This window comes from Streptomyces sp. NPDC045026, assembly GCF_056432625.1.
The window spans coordinates 102362-122461 of sequence record NZ_JBWKIS010000009.1 but is presented as its reverse complement, the minus strand read 5'-3'; the positions used below and the strand labels follow the sequence as shown (position 1 = coordinate 122461).

Annotated in this window: 20 protein-coding genes and 2 pseudogenes; 11 read left to right on the top strand and 11 right to left on the bottom strand. The window is 71.8% G+C overall.

Translation table 11 applies throughout. The features are described from left to right. Positions 1–8: 8 nt before the first annotated feature. Positions 9–212 (bottom strand): annotated as a pseudogene (locus AC07EJ_RS21160) (LbetaH domain-containing protein); the annotation flags it as partial. Positions 213–879: 667 nt separating this feature from the next. On the opposite strand from AC07EJ_RS21160, the gene dhaK reads away from it, so the two are divergent. The 3 genes from dhaK to AC07EJ_RS21145 are packed head-to-tail and all read left to right on the top strand — an operon-like array spanning position 880 to position 2955. Next, positions 880–1872 carry a dihydroxyacetone kinase subunit DhaK gene (gene dhaK, locus AC07EJ_RS21155; protein WP_389482581.1) on the top strand — a complete coding sequence of 331 codons (993 nt, stop codon included), beginning with the start codon at positions 880–882 and terminating at the stop codon, positions 1870–1872. Positions 1873–1916: 44 nt separating this feature from the next. Beyond that, the gene (dhaL, locus tag AC07EJ_RS21150; RefSeq protein ID WP_389482583.1) at positions 1917–2519 is read left to right on the top strand and encodes a dihydroxyacetone kinase subunit DhaL; all 603 of its coding nucleotides are present in this window, start codon (positions 1917–1919) and stop codon (positions 2517–2519) included. Then, complete coding sequence (locus AC07EJ_RS21145) at positions 2512–2955, top strand: PTS-dependent dihydroxyacetone kinase phosphotransferase subunit DhaM (RefSeq protein WP_478884703.1); 444 nt, start codon at positions 2512–2514, stop codon at positions 2953–2955. The genes dhaL and AC07EJ_RS21145 overlap by 8 nt, the downstream gene beginning before the upstream one ends. 52 nt (positions 2956–3007) lie before the next feature. Here AC07EJ_RS21145 and AC07EJ_RS21140 read toward each other — a convergent pair. Beyond that, a pseudogene (locus AC07EJ_RS21140) lies at positions 3008–4211 on the bottom strand (RNA-guided endonuclease InsQ/TnpB family protein). 392 nt (positions 4212–4603) lie between these two features. On the opposite strand from AC07EJ_RS21140, the gene AC07EJ_RS21135 reads away from it, so the two are divergent. Both AC07EJ_RS21135 and AC07EJ_RS21130 read left to right on the top strand, forming a co-directional pair. Then, the gene (locus AC07EJ_RS21135) at positions 4604–5614 is read left to right on the top strand and encodes a fibronectin type III domain-containing protein (protein WP_478884702.1); all 1011 of its coding nucleotides are present in this window, start codon (positions 4604–4606) and stop codon (positions 5612–5614) included. A 199-nt stretch (positions 5615–5813) separates the two neighbouring features. Continuing rightward, the gene (locus AC07EJ_RS21130; RefSeq protein WP_478884701.1) at positions 5814–6923 is read left to right on the top strand and encodes a Gfo/Idh/MocA family protein; all 1110 of its coding nucleotides are present in this window, start codon (positions 5814–5816) and stop codon (positions 6921–6923) included. A 13-nt stretch (positions 6924–6936) separates the two neighbouring features. Here the strand turns inward: AC07EJ_RS21130 and AC07EJ_RS21125 are convergent, their stop codons facing one another. The 3 genes from AC07EJ_RS21125 to AC07EJ_RS21115 all read right to left on the bottom strand — a co-directional run bounded on the left by AC07EJ_RS21125 (position 6937) and on the right by AC07EJ_RS21115 (position 9964). Continuing rightward, entirely contained in the window at positions 6937–7476 is a 540-nt protein-coding gene (locus tag AC07EJ_RS21125) for a PadR family transcriptional regulator (protein WP_389482595.1), read from the bottom strand. A gap of 61 nt (positions 7477–7537) precedes the next feature. Further along, a complete protein-coding gene (locus AC07EJ_RS21120) occupies positions 7538–9559 on the bottom strand; it encodes an oxidoreductase (RefSeq protein WP_389482596.1) in 2022 nt (673 codons plus the stop codon). Between the two features lie 138 nt (positions 9560–9697). Then, positions 9698–9964: a hypothetical protein gene (locus AC07EJ_RS21115; protein WP_389482598.1), complete on the bottom strand. Its 267-nt coding sequence runs from the start codon at positions 9962–9964 to the stop codon at positions 9698–9700. Positions 9965–10109: 145 nt separating this feature from the next. Between AC07EJ_RS21115 and AC07EJ_RS21110 the strand changes: the two genes are divergently transcribed. Next, on the top strand, positions 10110–10502 hold the full coding sequence (locus AC07EJ_RS21110; RefSeq protein WP_389482626.1) for a MarR family winged helix-turn-helix transcriptional regulator: 393 nt from the start codon (positions 10110–10112) through the stop codon (positions 10500–10502). Positions 10503–10531: 29 nt separating this feature from the next. Here AC07EJ_RS21110 and AC07EJ_RS21105 read toward each other — a convergent pair whose 3' ends face one another. Then, positions 10532–11251: a GNAT family N-acetyltransferase gene (locus tag AC07EJ_RS21105; RefSeq protein WP_478884700.1), complete on the bottom strand. Its 720-nt coding sequence runs from the start codon at positions 11249–11251 to the stop codon at positions 10532–10534. A gap of 193 nt (positions 11252–11444) precedes the next feature. Between AC07EJ_RS21105 and def the strand changes: the two genes are divergently transcribed. Continuing rightward, positions 11445–12077, top strand: coding sequence for a peptide deformylase (gene def, locus AC07EJ_RS21100; RefSeq protein ID WP_389482604.1), 633 nt, complete (start codon positions 11445–11447; stop codon positions 12075–12077). A gap of 18 nt (positions 12078–12095) precedes the next feature. On the opposite strand, the gene AC07EJ_RS21095 is transcribed toward def, so the two are convergent. Further along, entirely contained in the window at positions 12096–12887 is a 792-nt protein-coding gene (locus AC07EJ_RS21095) for a VOC family protein (protein ID WP_393581730.1), read from the bottom strand. A 218-nt stretch (positions 12888–13105) separates the two neighbouring features. Here AC07EJ_RS21095 and AC07EJ_RS21090 point away from each other — a divergent pair, with 218 nt between their 5' ends. Then, positions 13106–14131: an NAD-dependent epimerase/dehydratase family protein gene (locus AC07EJ_RS21090; RefSeq protein ID WP_478884699.1), complete on the top strand. Its 1026-nt coding sequence runs from the start codon at positions 13106–13108 to the stop codon at positions 14129–14131. 87 nt (positions 14132–14218) lie between these two features. Here the strand turns inward: AC07EJ_RS21090 and AC07EJ_RS21085 are convergent, their stop codons facing one another. Beyond that, the gene (locus AC07EJ_RS21085) at positions 14219–15331 is read right to left on the bottom strand and encodes a sensor histidine kinase (RefSeq protein ID WP_389491330.1); all 1113 of its coding nucleotides are present in this window, start codon (positions 15329–15331) and stop codon (positions 14219–14221) included. Beyond that, positions 15324–16130: a response regulator transcription factor gene (locus tag AC07EJ_RS21080; RefSeq protein ID WP_478884698.1), complete on the bottom strand. Its 807-nt coding sequence runs from the start codon at positions 16128–16130 to the stop codon at positions 15324–15326. The genes AC07EJ_RS21085 and AC07EJ_RS21080 overlap by 8 nt, the downstream gene beginning before the upstream one ends. A gap of 123 nt (positions 16131–16253) precedes the next feature. On the opposite strand from AC07EJ_RS21080, the gene AC07EJ_RS21075 reads away from it, so the two are divergent. Genes AC07EJ_RS21075 through AC07EJ_RS21065 form a run of 3 tightly spaced genes read left to right on the top strand, consistent with a single transcriptional unit; the run spans position 16254 to position 18303 of the window. Beyond that, on the top strand, positions 16254–16988 hold the full coding sequence (locus AC07EJ_RS21075) for a glycosyltransferase family 2 protein (RefSeq protein ID WP_389491334.1): 735 nt from the start codon (positions 16254–16256) through the stop codon (positions 16986–16988). Further along, complete coding sequence (locus tag AC07EJ_RS21070) at positions 16985–17653, top strand: TIGR04282 family arsenosugar biosynthesis glycosyltransferase (protein WP_389491336.1); 669 nt, start codon at positions 16985–16987, stop codon at positions 17651–17653. The genes AC07EJ_RS21075 and AC07EJ_RS21070 overlap by 4 nt, the downstream gene beginning before the upstream one ends. Continuing rightward, complete coding sequence (locus AC07EJ_RS21065; protein WP_389491338.1) at positions 17650–18303, top strand: class I SAM-dependent methyltransferase; 654 nt, start codon at positions 17650–17652, stop codon at positions 18301–18303. The genes AC07EJ_RS21070 and AC07EJ_RS21065 overlap by 4 nt, the downstream gene beginning before the upstream one ends. On the opposite strand, the gene AC07EJ_RS21060 is transcribed toward AC07EJ_RS21065, so the two are convergent. Together AC07EJ_RS21060 and AC07EJ_RS21055 are read right to left on the bottom strand one after the other, a co-directional pair. Further along, entirely contained in the window at positions 18258–18809 is a 552-nt protein-coding gene (locus AC07EJ_RS21060; protein WP_389491340.1) for a hypothetical protein, read from the bottom strand. The two genes, AC07EJ_RS21065 and AC07EJ_RS21060, sit on opposite strands and share 46 nt — an antisense overlap. Beyond that, complete coding sequence (locus AC07EJ_RS21055) at positions 18809–20041, bottom strand: molybdopterin-dependent oxidoreductase (protein ID WP_389491342.1); 1233 nt, start codon at positions 20039–20041, stop codon at positions 18809–18811. The genes AC07EJ_RS21060 and AC07EJ_RS21055 overlap by 1 nt, the downstream gene beginning before the upstream one ends. Between the last annotated feature and the right edge of the window lie 59 nt (positions 20042–20100).

Sequence of the window (20100 nt, the reverse complement as noted above, 5' to 3'; positions counted from 1 at the left end):
GGCAGGTCGGTGCCTCCGGGACACACGATGGCCCCGCCGCCGAGCCAGACGTTGTCGCCGATGGTGATGTTGCTGCCGTAGTCGACGTACAGCGGCGCCCGCACCACGACGCCCTCCCCCACGGATGCGAGCAGGTCGGCCAGGATCGGCCGGGCCTTGTCCGCGTCCTCGATGAAGGCGTCCTGGTAGCAGGCGGCCAGCCGCATCCCTTGAGAATGTACGAACGTACGCTCACTGATCGGCGAGCCCGGACAGGCTTGTCCCGTCACCCAGCTGACAACCGATCGAATGTCATCCCCTCGGCGGGCTTCAGGTCCCCGGGATGGATTCAATAACGCAGTCGTCCCAGTCCCAGGGAGCCCAAGAGCAATCCGACTTGGCTGACGTGGTACCCATTTCTGCCGCAGCCGCCGGACCAGCCCCGGCGAGGGCAATTGCCGTGACAGCCGTCGTCGCCAGGGCAGTCATCCATGCTTTCTTAACCCAATTGCGAGCCATCATCTCCTCTTTCGTCGATGAGTCAATCAGGCGGCCCGATGAATGCACCGTCTGACGCAAATATCATCCGACACTTTCAACAATTTCCGTCGGACGGATTAGCTCACTGCAATGGGAACCGTAATTTCCGTCACCTTGAGCGTCAAGGAATTTGAGGTTCCCCTGAGGAAACTCGGTCGACCAAAAGAGGAATTCTTCATTCCTTTCGAAGTCGCGTCCCGCCTCGCCCGACAGCCGAACCATCCGGGTCGCAACGGGTGCTCGCCACAAGCCGTCCGTCGATACTGACGTTGCGCCGCCACCACGGATCGCGGGAACCTGATCAAGCGTCACCGAAGCCAGCATTCAGACAGTAACTGCCGACGTCACTCGGAGGTACCAGTGAAGATGCTCATCAACGTGGCCGAGAGCGTGGTCGCCGACGCGTTGCGGGGAATGGCCGCGGCCCATCCGGAGCTGGTCGTCGATGTCGAGAACCGGGTGATCGCGCGCAGGGACGCCCCCGTCGAGGGGAAGGTCGCGATCGTCTCCGGTGGCGGGTCGGGGCACGAGCCGTTGCACGGGGGGTTCGTGGGGCACGGGATGCTGTCGGCCGCTTGTCCCGGCGAGGTGTTCACGTCGCCGGTGCCCGACCAGATGGTGCGGGCCGCGGCCGCCGTGGACAGCGGCGCCGGGGTGCTCTTCGTCGTGAAGAACTACACGGGTGACGTGCTCAACTTCGACATGGCCGCGGAACTCGCCGAGGACGAGGGGATCCAGGTCGCCAAGGTCCTCGTCAACGACGACGTGGCCGTCACCGACAGCCTGTACACGGCGGGCCGGCGCGGCACGGGCGCGACCCTGTTCGTCGAGAAGATCGCGGGCGCGGCGGCCGAGGAGGGACAGCCGCTGGAGCGCGTGGAGGCGATCGCCCGTCAGGTCAACGCCAACGCGCGGAGCTTCGGTGTGGCCCTGAGCGCGTGCGCGACGCCCGCCAAGGGCAGCCCGACCTTCGATCTGCCGCCGGGCGAGCTGGAGTTGGGCGTCGGCATCCACGGTGAGCCGGGCCGCGAGCGGCGCGCCATGATGACCTCCGGCGAGATCGCCGACTTCTCCGTGGATGCCGTCCTCGAAGATCTGCAGCCGACCGACCCGGTGCTCGTCCTCGTCAACGGCATGGGCGCGACCCCGCTCCTCGAGCTGTACGGGTTCAACGCCGAGGTCCAGCGCGTGCTCACCCAGCGCGGCGTGCCGGTGGCACGCACGCTCGTCGGGAACTACGTCACCTCGCTCGACATGGCCGGTGCCTCCGTCACCCTGTGCCAGGTCGACGAGGAACTGCTGCGCCTGTGGGACGCGCCGGTGAGCACGGCGGGCCTGCGTTGGGGCATGTGAGGCAGCCTGTCGTCCGAACCATCACCACCACGCAAGGAGATGACGTGCTCGACGCCGATTTCTTCCGACGCTGGCTCACCGCGGCCACCGCGGCCGTCGACCGGGAGGCGGCCCGGCTCACCGAACTCGACTCGCCGATCGGTGACGCCGACCACGGCAGCAATCTGCAGCGCGGCTTCTTCGCCGTGAGTGCCGTCCTGGAGAAGGAGGCACCGGCCACCCCGGGCGGCGTCCTCACTCTCGCCGGACGACAGCTGATCTCGACGGTGGGCGGCGCTTCGGGCCCGCTGTACGGGACGCTCCTGCGCCGGACCGGCAAGGCGCTCGGGGATGCCACCGAGGTGAGCGAGGCCGAGTTCGCCGCGGCGCTGCGGGCCGGGGTGGACGCGGTCATGACGCTGGGCGGGGCGGCGCCGGGAGACAAGACCATGATCGACGCGCTGGTGCCCGCGGTCGACGCGCTCAGCACGTCCTTCGACGCGGCGGCCACCGCCGCCGAGCAGGGCGCTCTGGCGACAACGCCGATGCAGGCGCGCAAGGGGCGGGCGAGCTATCTGGGCGAGCGCAGCATCGGACATCAGGATCCCGGCGCCACGTCGTCGGCGCTGCTGATCACGGCCCTGGCCGAGGCGGCTCGCGATGAGTGAGCCGGGGGGCGTGGGCAACGGGGGTAGCGGTCAGGAGAAGGCCGTCGGGATCGTGCTCGTGTCGCACAGCCGCGCCGTCGCCGAGTCGGTGGCGGCCCTCGCGACGGGGCTGGCGGGCGGCGGTGCGGTCGTCGCCGTGGCCCCGGCGGGCGGCACCGAGGACGGCGGTCTCGGCACCAGCGCCGAGCTGATCTGCGGCGCCGCGCGGTCGGTCGACCGGGGTGCGGGCGTCGCCGTGCTCGCCGATCTGGGCAGTGCGGTGCTCACCGTGAAGGCGCTGCTCGCCGAGGGCGACGAACTCCCCGACGGGGCACGCCTGGTGGACGCCCCCTTCGTCGAGGGGGCCGTGGCCGCGGTGGTCACGGCGTCGGCGGGGGCGGACCTGGACGCGGTCGAGGCGGCTGCCGTCGAGGCGTACACGTACCGGAAGGTTTGACGTCCTCCCCCCCGCTGGAGCAGGGGGATTCCTAGCTCACTTTGCCTGGCACCTAGCAGGTGGCAGGGCTTACAAGATCAGCACTAGCCGGGTTGAGACCAGCCCGGACGAGCATCACGCGGGCGGAGTTCTTGTCCCTGGGGGACACGGTTCCACACGCGGTGCACGTATACGTTCTCTCGGAGAGAGGCAGGCGATGCTTGGCTCTCGCATCGCAGTGCGCACAGTCCATGGTGGTGTGCGCGGGGCTGACGAGGTGCACGGCGCGGCCGTGTTTACGGGCCATCTCGACCAGGGCGCTCTTGGTCGCGCCGATCGCAGCGTCAGCGGCCTTGCGGGCCATCGTCGACTTCGCCAGGAACTTCGGGCGGAAGTCCTCTACCGCCAAGGCATCGTGGTCGCGGACCACACGCTTGGCCCACTTGCGGGCGGTGTCCTGACGCTGCCGGGCCACCTTCTTGTGCAGCTTCGCCGCCTGCTTCTTGGCGCCCTTGTAGCCGTTCGAACCGGGCTGGCCCTTCTTCGGCTTCCTGCGGGCCATCATCCGCTGGTAGCGGGCGAGGCGCTGCGCGGCCTTGTGGCCATGCTCGGGATGAGGAAGGTCGTAGTCGTCGGATGTGGTGGTCGCGGTCTCCTTCACACCCCAGTCGATGCCGATCACGCAACCGGTTTCGACAAGCGCCTGGGTGCTGGTGGCGACAACGAACGAGGCGTACCAGTGGCCGAGACTGTCGCGGTAGACGCGCACGCTGGACGGCGGCTTGGGCAGTTCACGCGACCACACGACCGTCGCCGCGATGCCGCCGGCGAGGTGCAGACGGCCGTCTTTCACCCGGAAACCGCGCTGGGTGTAGTTCAGGCTCGGGTCGACCTGATGCTTCTTCTTGTACTTCGGCATACCGGCCCGCTGCCGCATCGGCAACCGGGCCTTGATGTCTTTCAGCGCCTTCGCGCGGGACTTCGCGAAGTCCCGTATCAACTGCTGCTGCACAACGCTGGAGCCCTCACGCAGCCACGCGTTCGCGGTACGGGCCGCGGTCAGCATCTTGTCGAGCTGCGCCGGGCCACACGTTGTCTTCTCGCCGGTGGCCTTGTTGTGCAAATGCGCGGCCTTCGACTTGGCCACCGACTCGTTCCACACCCCAGCGGCAGCGCACCCATTCCGCTTCCAGCGCGCGGATGGCCGTGGACGACAGACGCAGCCGGAAAGTGTAGCGGGCATGCCCGCCACCTGCCGTCAACACTCCGGTCGCCATGAAGCACAACCTATCTGGGAGGACTGACAGTTGAGAACAACTGATCTCGCTGGGGTTCCTCATCATCACGCGAGGTGGACGCCGGATCGCCCTGACAGCGATCCGGCTTTCTCTGCCCTGCTCCCCAGGAGTCCGATTCCTCCCCGGCCCAAAGGCCGGGGCATCCTCGGAGGAATCAGGTGAGCGATCCGGGGCGGCGGCTGGTCCGTCGCCCCGACTCGCCGCGTTCCTGCTGTCAACCAACTCGCCCTGATCCTCGCCAAGTTGGCGGCGACGAGCTTCTTCGCCTGTACCTCGCCCAGACCATGCAGTCCACCGCTCAGGGTCCGGACGTGCCCGACGCGCCACCTCTTGATGTGACCCCGTCACTCATGGCATACAGGTCTGTACCAATGCTTCCGAACGGAAGGCCCGCCGTGCGACGCACCCCCGGACGCACCCCTCTGGCGTACGCGGCCTGCGCCGCCGCGCTTCTGTTCGCCACCTCGTGCGGCCTGCTCGGCGACGACACCCGGCAGGGTCCGGCACTCACGGCCCCGGCCGGAGTCACCGCGCAGGCGGGCAGCGCCACCACCGTCCACGTCATGTGGAGCCGCCCCGAGACGGACGCCGACATCAAGGGCTACACGGTGTACCGGGGCGCCACCAAGATGAAGGAGGTGCCGGGCGAACAGCACATGGTCGACGTCGTCGGCCTGCACCCGCGCTCCGCGTACACCTTTTCCGTCCGGGCCGAGGACACCGGCGGCACACTCGGGCCGCTCAGCGCAAAGGTGACCGTCACCACCCCGGCCGCCGTGGCCGAGGACCGGTCGGCCCCGACGCGGCCGGGAGCACTGCGCGGCCACCCTGAGGGCGGGCGCGCGGCGTCGCTGTCGTGGGGTGCGTCGAAGGACGACAAGGCCGTCGTCTCCTACGACATCTACCAGGGCGCCTCGAAGATCCACAACGTCGGCGGGAGCGAGACCCGGGCGCTGATCTCCGGGCTGCGGCCGGGCACCGCCTACTCGTTCACCGTGAAGGCGCGCGACGCCGCCGACAACACCTCACCCGCGGGGCCGGCCCTCAGCCTCACCACCGCGAAGGGCTCCGACGAGGGCCCCGGCACCGCGCCCACCGACTTCCGCGCAGCCTCACGCCGGGCCGGCGGGGCGTACTACATCGACCTTTCGTGGACGCCGCCGCGCACGGGCGGCACCGTACCCGCGTACCGCATCTACCTCGACGGCCGGCAGGCCACCACGCTCGTGTGGGGCGACGCCCCGCCCAAGGGCACGGCGCACAACAGTTTCTACGTCGGCAAGGAGGCCGGCGTCCGGCACCGGGTACGGATCCGCGCGCAACTGCCTGACGGGACGTGGGGCGCCTCCTCCGCCGAACGGAGCGTCACCACCGGGTCCTGAGCAGGGTTCTTGTAGCCGCGGGAGTTGGTGGCAGCTCCTGGTCCCTGCGCAGGCGCGGGGCACACCACCGGATCTGGGTCCGTGGCATCTCTGTGTCCAGACCGCGACGCGCCCTTGTCCGCTCCCCCACGAGCGTCCTACCGTCTCCGGAGCCGCGCGGGAGCGGCCGCATCACCAACGCATCCGCCTTGGGGGCAGCGTGAGTTCGGGGCCGGTCGGTGTCGCCGTCGTCGGAGCGGGCGTCATCAGCAAGCAGTACCTGCGGACGCTGTCCGCCTTTCCCGATCTGCGGGTGGTGGGCGTCGCCGACCTCGACGCGGACCGCGCCACGGCCGTCGCGCGCGAGCACGGCGTACCGGTCGCCGGCGATGTGGCGACGGTGCTCGCCGTTCCCGAGGTCGAGCTCGTCGTGAACCTCACCGTGCCCGCCGCCCACGCACAGGTCGCGACGCAGGCGCTGCGGGCCGGAAAGCACGTGTACGGCGAGAAGCCGATCGCCCTGGTCCCCGGTGAGGCGGAGAAGGTGCTCGCCGAGGCGGCGGAGCGGGGGCTGCTCGTGGGGAACGCGCCGGACACGTTCCTCGGCGCCGGGCTGCAGTCGGCGCTGCGGGCCGTCGGAGCCGGGCACATCGGCGAGCCGGTGGCGGCGACGACAGCGGTGCAGGGCCTCGGACCGGAGCGGTGGCACCCCGATCCGGCGTTCTTCTACCAGCCCGGCGCAGGCCCGCTCTTCGATCTCGGGCCCTACTACCTGACGTCCCTGGTGGCGCTGTTCGGCGGTGTGTCTCGGGTGGCGGCCTCGGCGGCACGCGCGCGCGAGGAGCGTGTCGTCGGGGCGGGGCCCAGGGCGGGGCAGGTGTTCCCGGTGGCGGTGGCGACGCATGTGTCGGCGCTCGTCGAGTTCGCGTCCGGGGTGCGCGCGACGTCGGTGTTCAGCTTCGACTCGGCGCTGCCGCGCATCCAGTTCGAGGTCACCGGCACCGAGGGTGTCCTCGCGGTGCCGGACCCCAACACGTTCGGCGGGCCGCTGAAGGTGCGGACCAACGGGGCGGACGACTGGCGCGAGCTGCCGGTCACGGGGCGCACGGACGGGCGCGGGCTCGGCGTGCTCGACCTGGCGCGCGCGATCCGCGGTGGCGGGGCGCCGCGTGCGTCGGGGGCGCTGGCCCTGCACGTCCTGCGGACGATGACGGCGATCACGCACTCGGCCGAACACGCCGAGTTCACCCACGTCGCGACCTGTCCCACGCCGCCGCCCGTGCCGGCGGACTGGGACCCGGAGGCGGCGACGCTCGCGAGCCCGACATGATCCGAACGAGAGGTCAGGTCCGGCCGAGGCCGAGTTCCTCCAGGGTCTGTTCGAGCCACCGGGCCCAGAACGTCTCCAGGTCGATGCCCGCGCGCAGCACGACGTGCTGCAGGCGGTCCTCGACGGAGTCGAGGCCGGGCGGGAAGTCCCGCTTCTCGATCTCCTCGTACTCCGCCAACTGCCGCCGGTGCAGGTCGAGATGGTGGCGCAGGTCGGCCTCGATGCCGTCGGTTCCGACGACGGCGGCGGCGCGCAGGCGCAGGAGCAGCGGGTCGCGCAGCGGTTTCGGGTCCTGGCTCGCGGCGGTCCAGCGGGCCAGTTCGGCGCGGCCCTCGGGCAGCACCTCGTACTCCTTCTTCTGGCCGCGCGCGGGCGTCGGCGCGGGCAGGGCCCTGATGTACCCCTCGCGTTCCAGGCGGCCCAGCTCGCGGTAGATCTGCTGGTGCGTGGCCGACCAGAAGTAGCCGATCGACTTGTCGAAGCGGCGCGTCAGTTCGAGGCCCGACGACGGCTTCTCCAGGAGGGCCGTGAGGATCGCGTGCGGGAGTGACATGGCTGCACCTTATGCGGAGGCGGTCACGTGGCCGGCGGGCCCGGCCACGTGAGCGCCGGTCTCACAGCGCCGCGGCCAGCTCGGTGCCCTGGCGGATGGCGCGCTTGGCGTCCAGTTCGGCCGCGACGTCGGCGCCGCCGATCAGGTGCGCCTCGCGGCCCGCGGCGAGCAGGTCGTCGTACAGGCCGCGCCGCGGCTCCTGGCCGGTGCACAGGACGACGGTGTCGACGGGGATGACGGTGGAGTTGCCGTCGACGGTGACGTGCAGGCCCGCGTCGTCGATGCGGTCGTAGGTGGCGCCCGCGACCATGGTGACGCCGCGGTGGCGCAGTTCGGTGCGGTGGATCCAGCCGGTGGTCTTGCCGAGTCCGGCGCCGACCTTCGAGGTCTTGCGCTGGAGGAGGTGGACGGTGCGCGGCGGCGCGGGCCGGTCGGGCTTAGCGAGGCCGCCGCGGTCCTGGTAGTCCATGTCGACGCCCCACTGCCGGAAGTACGTCGCCGGGTCCTGGCTCGCCTTGTCGCCACTGTCGGTGAGGTACTCGGCGACGTCGAAGCCGATGCCGCCTGCGCCGACGATCGCGACGCGCTCGCCGACGGGCGCGCCGTCGCGCAGGACGTCGAGGTAGCTGACGACGCTGGGGTGGTCGAGCCCTGCGATCTCGGGGGTGCGCGGGGTGACGCCGGTGGCGACGACCACGTCGTCGTACGCGTCCGGGGTGAGGTCGGCGGCGGTGACGGGGGTGTTCAACCGGACGTCCACGCCGTGCAGTTCGAGCTGCGCGCGGTAGTACCGCAGGGTCTCGTCGAACTCCTCCTTGCCGGGGACCTTGCGGGCGACGTTGAGCTGGCCGCCGACCTCGGACGCGGCGTCGAAGAGGGTCACGGCGTGGCCGCGCTCGGCTGCGGAGACCGCGCAGGCGAGGCCCGCGGGGCCCGCGCCGACGACGGCTACGCGCTTGCGCAGACGGGTCGGAGCGAGGACGAGTTCGGTCTCGTGGCAGGCGCGCGGGTTGACGAGGCAGGAGGTGATCTTGCCGCTGAAGGTGTGGTCCAGGCAGGCCTGGTTGCAGCCGATGCAGGTGTTGATGGTCTCGGAGCGCTCGGCCTGGGCCTTCGCCACGAAGTCCGGGTCGGCGAGCAGGGGTCGCGCGAGGGACACCATGTCGGCGCAGCCGTCGGCGAGCAACTCCTCGGCGATCTCGGGGGTGTTGATGCGGTTCGTGGTGACGAGCGGGATGGAGACCTCGCCCATGACCTTCTTGGTGACGAAGGTGTAGGCGCCGCGCGGCACCGACGTCGCGATGGTGGGGATGCGGGCCTCGTGCCAGCCGATGCCGGTGTTGATGATGGTGGCGCCGGCGGCCTCGATCTCCTTGGCGAGCTGCACGACCTCTTCGAGGGTGGAGCCGCCGGGCACGAGGTCGATCATCGAGAGCCGGTAGATGAGGATGAAGTCCGTGCCGACGCGCTCGCGGACGCGGCGGACGATCTCGAGGGGGAAGCGGATGCGGTTCTCGTACGAGCCGCCCCAGCGGTCGGTGCGCTGGTTCGTGGCGGCGACGATGAACTCGTTGATGAGGTAGCCCTCGGAGCCCATGATCTCCACGCCGTCGTAGCCCGCGCGCTGGGCGAGTTCGGCGGCGCGCGCGAAGTCCTCGACGGTCTGCTCGACCTCGGCGTCGGTGAGTTCGTGCGGCGGGAAGGGGCTGATCGGCGCCTGGAGCGGGCTGGGGGCGACGAGGTCCTCGTGGTAGGCGTAGCGGCCGAAGTGGAGGATCTGCATCGCGATCTTCGCGCCCGCCGCGTGCACGGCGTCGGTGACCTGGCGGTGCTCGTCGGCCTCGGCCTCAGTGGTCAGTTTCGCGCCGCCGGCCCAGGGGCGCCCGGCCTCGTTGGGGGCGATGCCGCCGGTGACCATGAGGCCGACGCCGCCGCGGGCGCGGGCGGCGTAGAACTCCGCCATGCGCGCGAAGCCGTTCTCCGCCTCCTCGAGTCCCACGTGCATGGATCCCATCAGGACCCGGTTGGGCAGTGTGGTGAATCCGAGGTCGAGCGGGGTGAGCAGGTGCGGGTATCGGCTCATGGTGGCCCTCCGTGCGCGGCGAACGTCGTCACAGTTGTAGACGACGACAGCTCTCTTTTGCAACAAGTTGCATAAGAGAGCTGCGCCACGATGCGTCACGGCTCGGCCGGGCGGACAGGCGGGCCGGCGTCCGGCCGGTCAGTCCTCGGCGACCTCCGCCACCCACCCGTACGGCAGCTCCTCGCCGTCGACCGTCACGGCCTCGACGGAGCGGGTGAGCGGGTCGATCTCCGCCTGCACCCCTTCGCCCGCGAAGCACGGATAGCCGGACTCGCCGGACGATCCCGTGGCCTCGACGGACACCACGCGCAGGGGGTTGCCGTGCACGGGGTGGCCGTCCTTGTCGGCGAGTTGGGGCTTGACCAGAACGGTGTAACGGGCGGGCACATCACTGGGGGCGCTCATGCTCAGGAGGCTAGCTCCGGGCACGGGAACGCGCCTGCCCGCGACTCGCCCGCCCTCTCGGTTGTAGAATGCAACGAGCAGCGGGCGAGACAGGGGACAGCACGTGACAGACCGCGATACGGCCGTCGAGACCATCCAGCGCGAGATGACATCCTTCGCGCGGCGCGCCAGAGCGCTGGCCGGACGGATGCACCCCGAGCTGTCGCTCGTGTCGTACACCCTGCTCAGCCACCTGGAAGAGAAGGGCGGCTGCCGGGCGACGGACCTCGCTTCGCACTACGCCCTCGACAAGTCGACGGTGAGCCGGCAGGTCTCCGCGCTTGAGCGGGCCGGGCTCGTGATGCGCCGGGTCGACCCGGACGACCAGCGCGTCCAGGTCCTCCATCCGACCGAGGCGGGCTCCGACATCCTCGCCCAGGTCACCGTCAGCCGCCGCCAGGCCTTCCAGGAGCGGCTGGGGGACTGGCCCGAGGAAGACCTCGTCCGCTTCGCGGACTATCTCCTGCGCTACAACGCGCAGGCCCAGGAAGAGGCCTGAGCCCGTCCGAAGACCGTGCGCGCCATCGCTCAGCCGGCTGCGACGTGCTCGAACTCCGGGACCCGGGCCGCCATGAACTTCGTGGTGCGCCGCAGCCGGAAGCCCAGCGACTCGTAGAGCCTGATGGCGTTCGTGTTGCGCGCCGCCGTGTGCAGGAACGGGGTCTCGCCGCGGTCCCTGATCCCCGCCGCCACGGCGAGGACGAGGCGGGCCGCGAGCCCCTGCCCCCGGTGGTCCGGGTCGGTGCAGACGGCGCTTATCTCCGTCCAGCCCGGCGGGTGCAGCCGCTCCCCCGCCATCGCCACGAGCGCGCCCTGCCTGCGGATCCCGAGATACGTGCCGAGTTCGACGGTGCGGGGCAGGAACGGGCCCGGCTGGGTGCGCGCCACGAGATCCAGCATCTCGGGCACGTCGGCCGCGCCGAGGAGTACGGCCTCCGCGTCCGGTGTCCCGGCCACGCCGTCGTCGACGAGCTGTACCCCGTCCATGCTCATCGTGAGTTCCCAGCCCTCCGGCGGCGCCGTGCGCATTCCGGGCAGCGGGACGGTCTCACCCGGCCCGGCGAGCGCCGCGAGATCGGCCCAGTCCTCGGGGCCTGGCTCGTCCGGCAGCGCGAGCCACGGCGACACGTCGAGCGGGTACCGCACGACCCGCCCCCGCCGCTCGGCGAAGTGGGCGTGCGGGCCGGTGAGGGAGGCGTACGCGGGGTTGTCGAGCGGGTGGGCGGTGGCGGCGGCCGGGACGGACATACGGCGGGCTCCCAGGAGGCGGCAGTGGACGTGCGGGCAGGTGGAGCGGCCGTGCCGACGACGGCCGCTCTCTGATGAAAGCCCATGTCATCGCCGTCTCATTCCCGCACCGGGGGATGTTCACGAGCCCGCAACGATGCGCGTGGCGCGGTGGACGTTGCCGACGCGCGATCCTTCTTGACATGCTGGCGCGATGCCCTCCGTACCCCTGAGTGACCGCGTCGAGGAACTGCTCGCGGGCGAGCACCCGTTGCCGGTCGTGGAGGCGGGCGACCCCGTCCTCCGGTCCCCCGCGCAGACCTACGACGGTCAGCTCGCGCCCGCGCTCCTGGAGCGCCTGATCACCGCGATGCGCGCGTCGATGCACGCAGCTCCCGGCGTCGGGCTCGCCGCACCGCAGATCGGCGTCCCGCTGCGGATCGCCGTCATCGAGGACGCGGCCGTCGTCCCCGACGAGGTGCGGGAGGTGCGCGGCCGGGTGCCGCAGCCGTTCCGCGTCCTGATCAACCCGTCGTACGTACCCGTGGGGGCGCACCGCGCCGCGTTCTTCGAGGGCTGCCTGAGCGTGCCCGGCCTGCAGGCCGTGGTCCCCCGGCACCAGCGGGTGCGGCTGCGCGGCCTCGACGAGCGGGGCCACGCCGTGGACGAGGAGTTCACGGGGTGGCCCGCCCGGATCGTGCAGCACGAGACCGACCATCTGCACGGCACGCTCTATCTCGACCGGGCGGAGCTGCGCTCGCTGTCCACCCGGAACGCGATGGCCGAGCGCTGGACGCAGCCCACCGCGGAGCTGGCCGCGGGCGCGCTCGGCTTCTCGCTTCCCTGAGGTCCGTGCGTTCTGCCGTCAGGTGAGGTCGGGCATCTCGCCCTCGGTCGTGCTCAGGTCGATCACCGAGAACGCGGCGCCCTGCGGGTCCGTCACCGCCGCGAAGCGGCCGAACGGGGTGTCCATCGGGCCGTAGTGGAGCTTCCCGCCGAGCCTGGTCACCGTGGCGACCGCCGCGTCGCAGTCGTCGACCGCGAAGTAGACGTTGACGTACGACGGGACCTGCGGCGGGAAGTCCTCGGTCATCTTGAAGCGGCCGAGCTGAGCCTGACCGTCGAGGTTCCAGATCTTGAAATCGACGTTCTCGTCGACCATCTTCTGGACGTCGTACGGGAAGGCGGCCTCGAAGAATCCGTCGGTCTTCGCCGTGTCACGCGTGGTCACCTCGGCCCAGGCGTACGAACCGGACTCGCCCACCTTCTCGAACCCCTCGTGCGTACCCGGCTGCCAGAGGCTGAAGAAGACGCCCGCGGGATCCTGGACGGTGACCATCGAGCCGAAGTCGCGGACCTCCATGGGCTCCATCACCAGGGTGCCGCCGGCCTCCTTGACGCGGGCCGCCGCGGCCTTGACGTCGGGCGTGGCCAGGTACAGGTTCCAGGCCGGCGGGGTGCCCTCCATGCCCGGCATCTGCGGCGAGAGCGCGCCGACCCGCTTGCCGTCCGACTTCGCCTGCGTGTAGTTGCCGAACTCCTCCTGCCCCTCCTCGAACGTCCAGCCGAGAAGCTCACCGTAGAAGGTCTTGGCGGCCTCCAGGTCGGGGAACATGGCGTCGGCCCAGATGGGCGCGCCCTCCGGTCGTGCGGCCATGGCGCGAACCCTTCTTCCGAGTGGTGGCGGTTCCGGGGGTGAGATGTGCCGGGCGACAGTGACGCGTTTCGAGCACTTCGCCGCGATTCCCCCGTTTCACGCTAGTCGCGTACGGGCCCCCGCGCGATACCGAACTCTGTTCGCACAAGCCTTACGGAGTCGTGACACATCGGCAGGGAGTGCCCTCGCGGCGCCCCGCCCCGCATAGCGTGGGCGGCATGCGTGTACTGGTCACCGGCGGTGCCGGGTTCATCGGGTCCGCGGTCGTGGACGCTCTTTCCGCGCGAGGACATGAGGTCGTCGTGCTCGACGTCCGGCCGCCCGGCCCGGACGAGCGGCATCCGTGGGTCGTCGCGGACGTACGCGACCCCGCCGCCGCGGAGTCGGCCCTCGCCGGCATCGACGCGGTGTGTCATCAGGCGGCGAAGGTCGGCCTCGGCAAGGACTTCGCCGACGCGCCCGACTACGTCTCGCGCAACGACCTCGGGACCGCCGTGCTGCTCGCCGCGATGGCCTCGCGGGGCGTACGGGACCTGGTGCTCGCCGGGTCGATGGTCGTGTACGGGGAGGGCCGGTACGAGTGCGAGCACCACGGAGTGGTGCGACCGGGGCCACGTGCCGAAGGCGATCTGCGTGAGGGTCGATTCGAGCCCGCGTGCCCGCGGTGCGGCGCCGCGCTGAGCCCCGGCCTCGTCGGCGAGGACGCCCCCACGGACCCGCGCAACGTGTACGCGACGACGAAGCTCGCCCAGGAGCACCTGGCGTCCGCCTGGGCGCGGGCCACCGGGGGCCGCGCGATGTCGCTGCGCTACCACAACGTGTACGGGCCGGGGATGCCGCGCGACACCCCTTACGCGGGCGTCGCGTCGTTCTTCCGCTCCGCCCTGGCCAGGGGCGAGGCCCCGCGCGTCTACGAGGACGGCCGCCAGCGGCGGGACTTCGTGCACGTACACGACGTGGCCGCGGCGAACGCGCTCGCACTCGAGGCCATGAACGACCGGCCGGCCGGGTCGTGCGTCGCGTACAACACGGGCAGCGGGGACCCGCACACGGTGGGCGAGATGGCCCACGCCCTCGCCGCCGCGTACGGCGGGCCGATGCCGGTCGTGACGGGCGAGTACCGGCTCGGCGACGTACGGCACATCACGGCGGACCCGGCCCGGCTGAGGACGGAGCTCGGGTGGCGCGCCGAGGTGGGGTTCGAGGAGGGAATGACGGAGTTCGCCAAGGCGGAGCTGGGGTGAGCCAAGGCGAAGCCGGGGTGATGTGACGGCGGTAGGGGGTGAAGTGACGGCGGTGGGGGTGTGCGGGTCCGCCGTTCGACCCGGTGGCTACGCTGCTGCGGCCGGGAGAGTCACCTCGAAGCAGCAGCCGCCCGCCACGTTGCGCACGGCGGCGCTGCCCCGGTGGGCCTCGACGATTCCCCTGACGATGGCGAGCCCGAGGCCCGCGCCCGACGGGGGTGTACGGGCGTGACTGCCGCGCCACCCCGTGTCGAAGACGCGGGGCAGATCCTGCTCGGGAATGCCGCCGCAGCCGTCCGTGACGGTGAGGACCACACCGTCCGTGGAGCCGGCCGCCGCCACGGCGACGGTGCCGTCGGCCGGGGTGCGACGGATCGCGTTCACGAGGAGGTTGCCGAGGACGCGGCTCATCTCCTTGCCGTCGACCTCGACGGGAATCCTGTCGATGCGGTCGCCGACGAGGCGTACGCCGTGTTCGCGGGCGAGCGGGTCGGCGCCCGCGAGCGCGTCCCCCACAAGGTCGTGCAGGGAGATCCTCGACGGGCTCAGGACGAGGGTCCCCGCGTGGATGCGTGACAGTTCGAAGAGGTCGCCCACCATGTCGTTCATACGCTCGACCTCGGTGCGGATCTGGCGCAGATAGCGGTCCGGGTCGTCCGCCACGCCGTCCTCCAGGGCCTCGGACATCGCGCGGAGCCCGGCGAGCGGGGTGCGCAGATCGTGCGAGATCCAGGCGACGAGCTCACGACGCGAGGTCTCCAGGGCGCGCTCGCGATCCCTGGAAGCGGCCAGCTTGGCGCTCGTGGCCTCCAACTCCCTTGAAAGCGCGGCGAGTTCCGCCGTCGCGGGGACGAGGGGCGCCGCGAAGCTGCCGCCATCGCCGAAGGAGCGGGCGGCGAGGGTGAGTGCCTTGCTGCGGGCGACGACCCAGCGGCCCAGGAGCAGCGCGGTGGCCAGTGAGACGGTGGCGGCCATCGCGGCGACGGTCGTCACGACGGACAGGTCGTGCGGGGACAGGAACATCGCCCAGGCCACGACGAGCGTCCCGGCAAGCATCGCCGTCACGGCGACGGCGGCGACGACCGTGAGCGACACCGTCAGGGAGCGGCGGCGCAGCACGAACAGGGCGAGCGCGCCCAGCAGGCCCGCACCGACGGCGCCGAGGAACGCGTAGAGGGCGATGAGGAGCATGTCATGCACGGGGTCCGGTCCAGCCTTCCGTTTCGCGGTCGTGTCCGTGTTCGCGGTCGTGTTCGCGGTCGCGCTGAGGAACGTCCGGCGCGCGGTCGGCGTCGCCGTGCGGGCCCGCGTCCAGGCGGTAGCCGACGCCCCAGACCGTCTGGATGAGGCGTGGCGCCGCCGGGTCGTCCTCGATCTTGCCGCGCAGCCGGCGGACGTGGACCGTGACGGTCGACAGGTCGCCGAAGTCCCAGCCCCACACCTGCTGCATGAGTTCCTCGCGAGAGAAGGCCCGGCCCGGGTGGCGCACGAAGAAGGCGAGGAGGTCGAACTCCCGTATGGTCAGGGCGAGTTCGGCCCCGGCCTTGGTGGCGCGGCGGGCCGCGGGGTCGATGGTGAGGGCGGCCGCGCGCAGCGGTCCCGCCGTCTTGGGTGCCGTGGCCGCGCGGGCCCGGCGCAGCACCGACTCGACGCGCAGAACCAGCTCGCGCGGGCTGAACGGCTTGGTCACGTAGTCGTCCGCGCCGACCTCCAGGCCGAGGATGCGCTCGTCCTCGTCGCCGCGCGCCGTCAGCATGATCACGGGGACGGGACCGCGCGCACGGAGCCTGCGGCAGACCTCCAGGCCGTCCATGCCGGGCAGCATCAGGTCGAGGACGACCAGGTCGGGCCCGTGTGCGTCGGCGCGGTCGAGAGCGGCCGGGCCGTCGGCGGCGCGGTCGACGTCGTAGCCGGCGCGGTCCAGGTAGCCCGCGACGACCTCGGCGACGGTCGGGTCGTCGTCGACGACGAGGACGCGGCCGAGCGGTGGTGTCTGCATTCCACCAGCGTCGCACCCGACCGCGTCCGTCGGAGCCGCCGGAGGGGCCGTTCGCGGCCGACGTCCGCGTTTCGTAAGGAGCTGAGGGCCGGAATGTCCGTTTTGGATTCGTAGGGTGACACCGTGATCCCCCCTGACTACCCCTCTCCCCCCGACCCGGCCCCCTCGGTCGACGTCGTGCTGCCCTGCCTCGACGAGGCCGCCGCGCTGCCGTGGGTGCTGGCCCGCGTCCCGGACGGCTGGCGGGCACTCGTCGTGGACAACGGGTCCACCGACGGCTCCCCCGACGTCGCCCGTTCCCTGGGCGCGACCGTGGTGACGGAACCCCGGCGCGGCTTCGGGGCCGCCTGCCACGCCGGTCTGCTGGCGTCCGACGCGGACATCGTCTGCTTCTGCGACTGCGACGCGTCGCTCGACCCGGGTCTGCTCACGACGTTCGTCCAGGACGTCCGCGCGGGCAGGGCCGATCTCGTGCTCGGCCGGCGCAGGCCGCAGGGCCGGGGCGCCTTCCCCGTGCACGCGCGCGCCGGCAATCTCGCGCTGGCGGGGATGCTGCGCCGGCGCACCGGGCTGCGGCTGCACGACCTGGGCCCGCTGCGGGCCGCGCGCCGCACGTCCCTCCTCGCCCTGGACCTCACGGACCGCCGCAGCGGCTACCCGCTCCAGATGGTCGTCCGGGCCGCCGACGCGGGCTGGCGCATCGAGGAGCGCCCGGTGCCCTACCGCCCCCGTAAGGGAAAGTCCAAGGTCACGGGCACCTGGCGGGGTACCTGGCAGGCGGTACGGGACATGCGCGGGGTCCTCGCGGAGAAGCCCCGGACGGCGCTCCCCGCCCGCGGAGAGGCGGCGTCCCGGTGAGCGCCGGCGGAGCACCCGCAGCACGGCGGCACGGCACCACGCTCCTCGTCATCGCCAAGTCCCCGGTGCCCGGTCGGGTCAAGACGCGGCTCACGCCGCCGTTCACACCCGAGGAGGCCGCGCGCCTCGCCGAGGCCTCGCTCGTCGACACACTCCACGCCGCGCTCGCCACGCCCGCGCGACGTCGCGTCCTGGTGCTCGACGGGGCGCCCGGAGCGTGGCTGCCGCCCGGGATCGACGTGGTTCCGCAGTGCGGCGGAGGCCTGGACGAGCGGCTCGCGGCGGCGTTCGCCGGGTGTCCCGGGCCCGCCGTCCTGATCGGGATGGACACGCCTCAGGTGACGCCCGCACTGCTTGCTCCCGCGCTCGGGCCCGACGCCTGGCGGGACTGCGACGCGTGGTTCGGGCCCGCCGACGACGGCGGGTTCTGGGCGCTCGGGCTCGCCGAGCCCGATCCGGCGCTGCTGCGGGGCGTGCCGATGTCGACGGCGCACACGGGTGCGGCCCAGCGGACCCGCCTCACGGACGCGGGGCTGCGCGTACGGGATCTGCCGGTGCTGCGGGACGTCGACACGGCCGAGGACGCCACCCTGGTGGCGGCCGCCGCGCCGGACGGCCGGTTCGCCGCCGAGCACGCGCGGCTGACGCGGGTGGTCCGCTCATGACCACGACGCACGAGGCGGCGCCGGCCTGGTGTACGGATCCGTACACCGACGCCGTGCGCAACGAGCGCGGCCCCCTCTTCCTGCGGCGCGCCGACGGATGGCTGCTGCCGCTCGATGTGGAGCGCTGGTGCGCGGTCGCCGACGCCGCCGACCTGTCGGCGCTGCGCCGCTGCGAGGGCGCTGTCCTCGACATCGGCTGCGGCCCCGGCCGAATCGTCGCCGCACTCGCCGCGGCCGGGCACCGCGCGCTCGGCATCGACGTGAGCGAGGCGGCGGTCGCGCGGACGGTCCGTCTCGGTGGCGCCGCGCTGCAGCGGTCCGTCTTCGACTCCCTGCCCGGCGAGGGCCGTTGGGGGACGGCACTCCTTCTCGACGGCAACATCGGGATCGGCGGCGCCCCAGAGGTCCTGCTGTCCCGTGTCGCCGAACTCACCGCTCCCGGCGGGCTGTTGATCGCCGAGACCGCACCGCTCGACATAGACGAGCGGGTCGAGGTGCGGGTGGACGACGGGCAGGGGGCGGCCGGCTCACTGTTCCCGTGGGCCCGGGTGGGCACGCGCGCGCTGCTGCGGGACGCGCGCCCGCTCGGCTGGCGGCCGGTCGCTCAGTGGTCCGAGGGCGGGCGGCCCTTCGTCTCCTTGCGCCGCTGACGCTCGCGTTCACGCTCCCGCGCCCGCTCCTGACGGCGCGCCCTGCGCGCCTGCCTCCAGGGCGACGCGGGAGCGAGGAACGTGACGGACACGAACCACAAGGCCGACGCGGCGAACAGCGCGGCCGTCAGGAGCAGCCAGCGGGGCAGGAACGCGTCCCCCGAATGTCCCGTCACGAGGGCATAGTGCTCCTCTCGCGCCCGCGTGATCAGCGGAAACCACACCAGGAGCAGCAGGCCCGACAGGAACGCGGGGACGCGTAGGTATCCCATCGCTGTGCGGCGCCGGTCGCCGAGCGCCTTCTGCGCCGCGCGGTCCGCGAGCGAGTACAGCGGCACGAGCAGCAGGTCGTGGACGAGGGCCGCGCCGACGAACCAGACCGCCACAGCGAACCAGTCGTTCTCCAGCAGCCGGACCCCCGCGTATCCCGCGAGGGCGAACGAGGCTGCCAGGAGCAAGAGTTGGAGCGGGCTCTCGCCGTACCAGCGGTTCACGAGTCGGTTCATCACAGCGCTCCGAAGGTCATGCGGGCGACCCACTTCGTGTTCAGGACGCCCGGCGCCGCGGGGACGATTACGCGGGCCGGGTAGCCGTGGTCGAGGGGGAGGTCGGCTCCGTTGACGCGCAGGGCGAGCAGGGAGCGCGGGTCGTGGACCTGGTTGTGCCGCAGGGCCGCCTTCCGGAAGGCGCCGTGTTGCTGCAGGGATTCGACGAACACGTCGGTGTCGCCGTCGGTTCCGGCGAGGGCGGCCAGGTCGCGCAGCCGTACGCCGCTCCAGTGCTGGTCGTCCGTGGACCAACCCTCGACGCAGGCGATGGGCAACGCGGAGGTGTGCTGCGGGAGTTGGAGGAGTTCCTCACGGGTGAGCCGGTGGACGGTGCCGTCCGGTCCGGTGACGACGAGCCGCCACGGCTCGCCCGTGTCGACGGTACGGATGCCCGCCACGGCGGCGGTCTTGTTGATCTGGAAGCGCCCGGGGCCCGTGCCGGGGTCGGCGCCGCCGTGCGGGGCGAGCAGGGCGGTGCGGCGCCACACCCCGCCGATGCTCTGGCCGGCCGTCGTGACGAGGAGCAGGAGCGAGCCCGCGCCGACCATGGCGAGCGCCCCGCGCCGCGACACGGTGGGCTCGGCGGGCTTCGCCGACAGCAGGTCACCCGTCTCGGGCAGGCCCGCCTTCCGCTCGCGCAGCACGCGCAGCGCCTGGGGTACGCGCAGCACGGCGTGGACGACGAAGGCGCCGATGAACACCCAGGCGCCGTAGAAGTGCAGCGGGTAGAAGGAGCCGGGGAACAGGTAGTCGAGCTGGACGTTGAGGATGCCGGTCACGAACTCGAAGAGGGCGCCGCCCACGAGCAGGAGCAGCGAAAGCCGTTCCAGGGCGTGGCCGATGGAGCGTGCGGGTGGCATCACGAACAGTTTGGGCACGACCGACCACAGTTTGGCGAGGAGCACCGGCACGAGTGCGATGCCCACGGTGACGTGCAGTCCCTGGGTGAGGCGGTACAGCCAGTGCGGGTCGGTGGGCCAGGAGAACAGGTAGAAACCGAGCAGCCCCTTGCCGGGCGTCTTGTCGTTGACCGCCGCGAGGTTCGGGTTGTACGCGGCGTACGACAGGAGGCCGGTCACGAAGAGCAGGGTCATTCCGGCCAGGAGGACGAGGCCGAGGACCGCGGTGAAGCGGGGGCCGCGCAGGGGGCTGCGCCACGGATCGGGGAGGGTGGGAGGAAAGTCGCCCATGTGGTTCGGTTCCTTCAGGCTCTGCGCGGCGGGGCCCGCCGACCTGTTCCGACCGTATG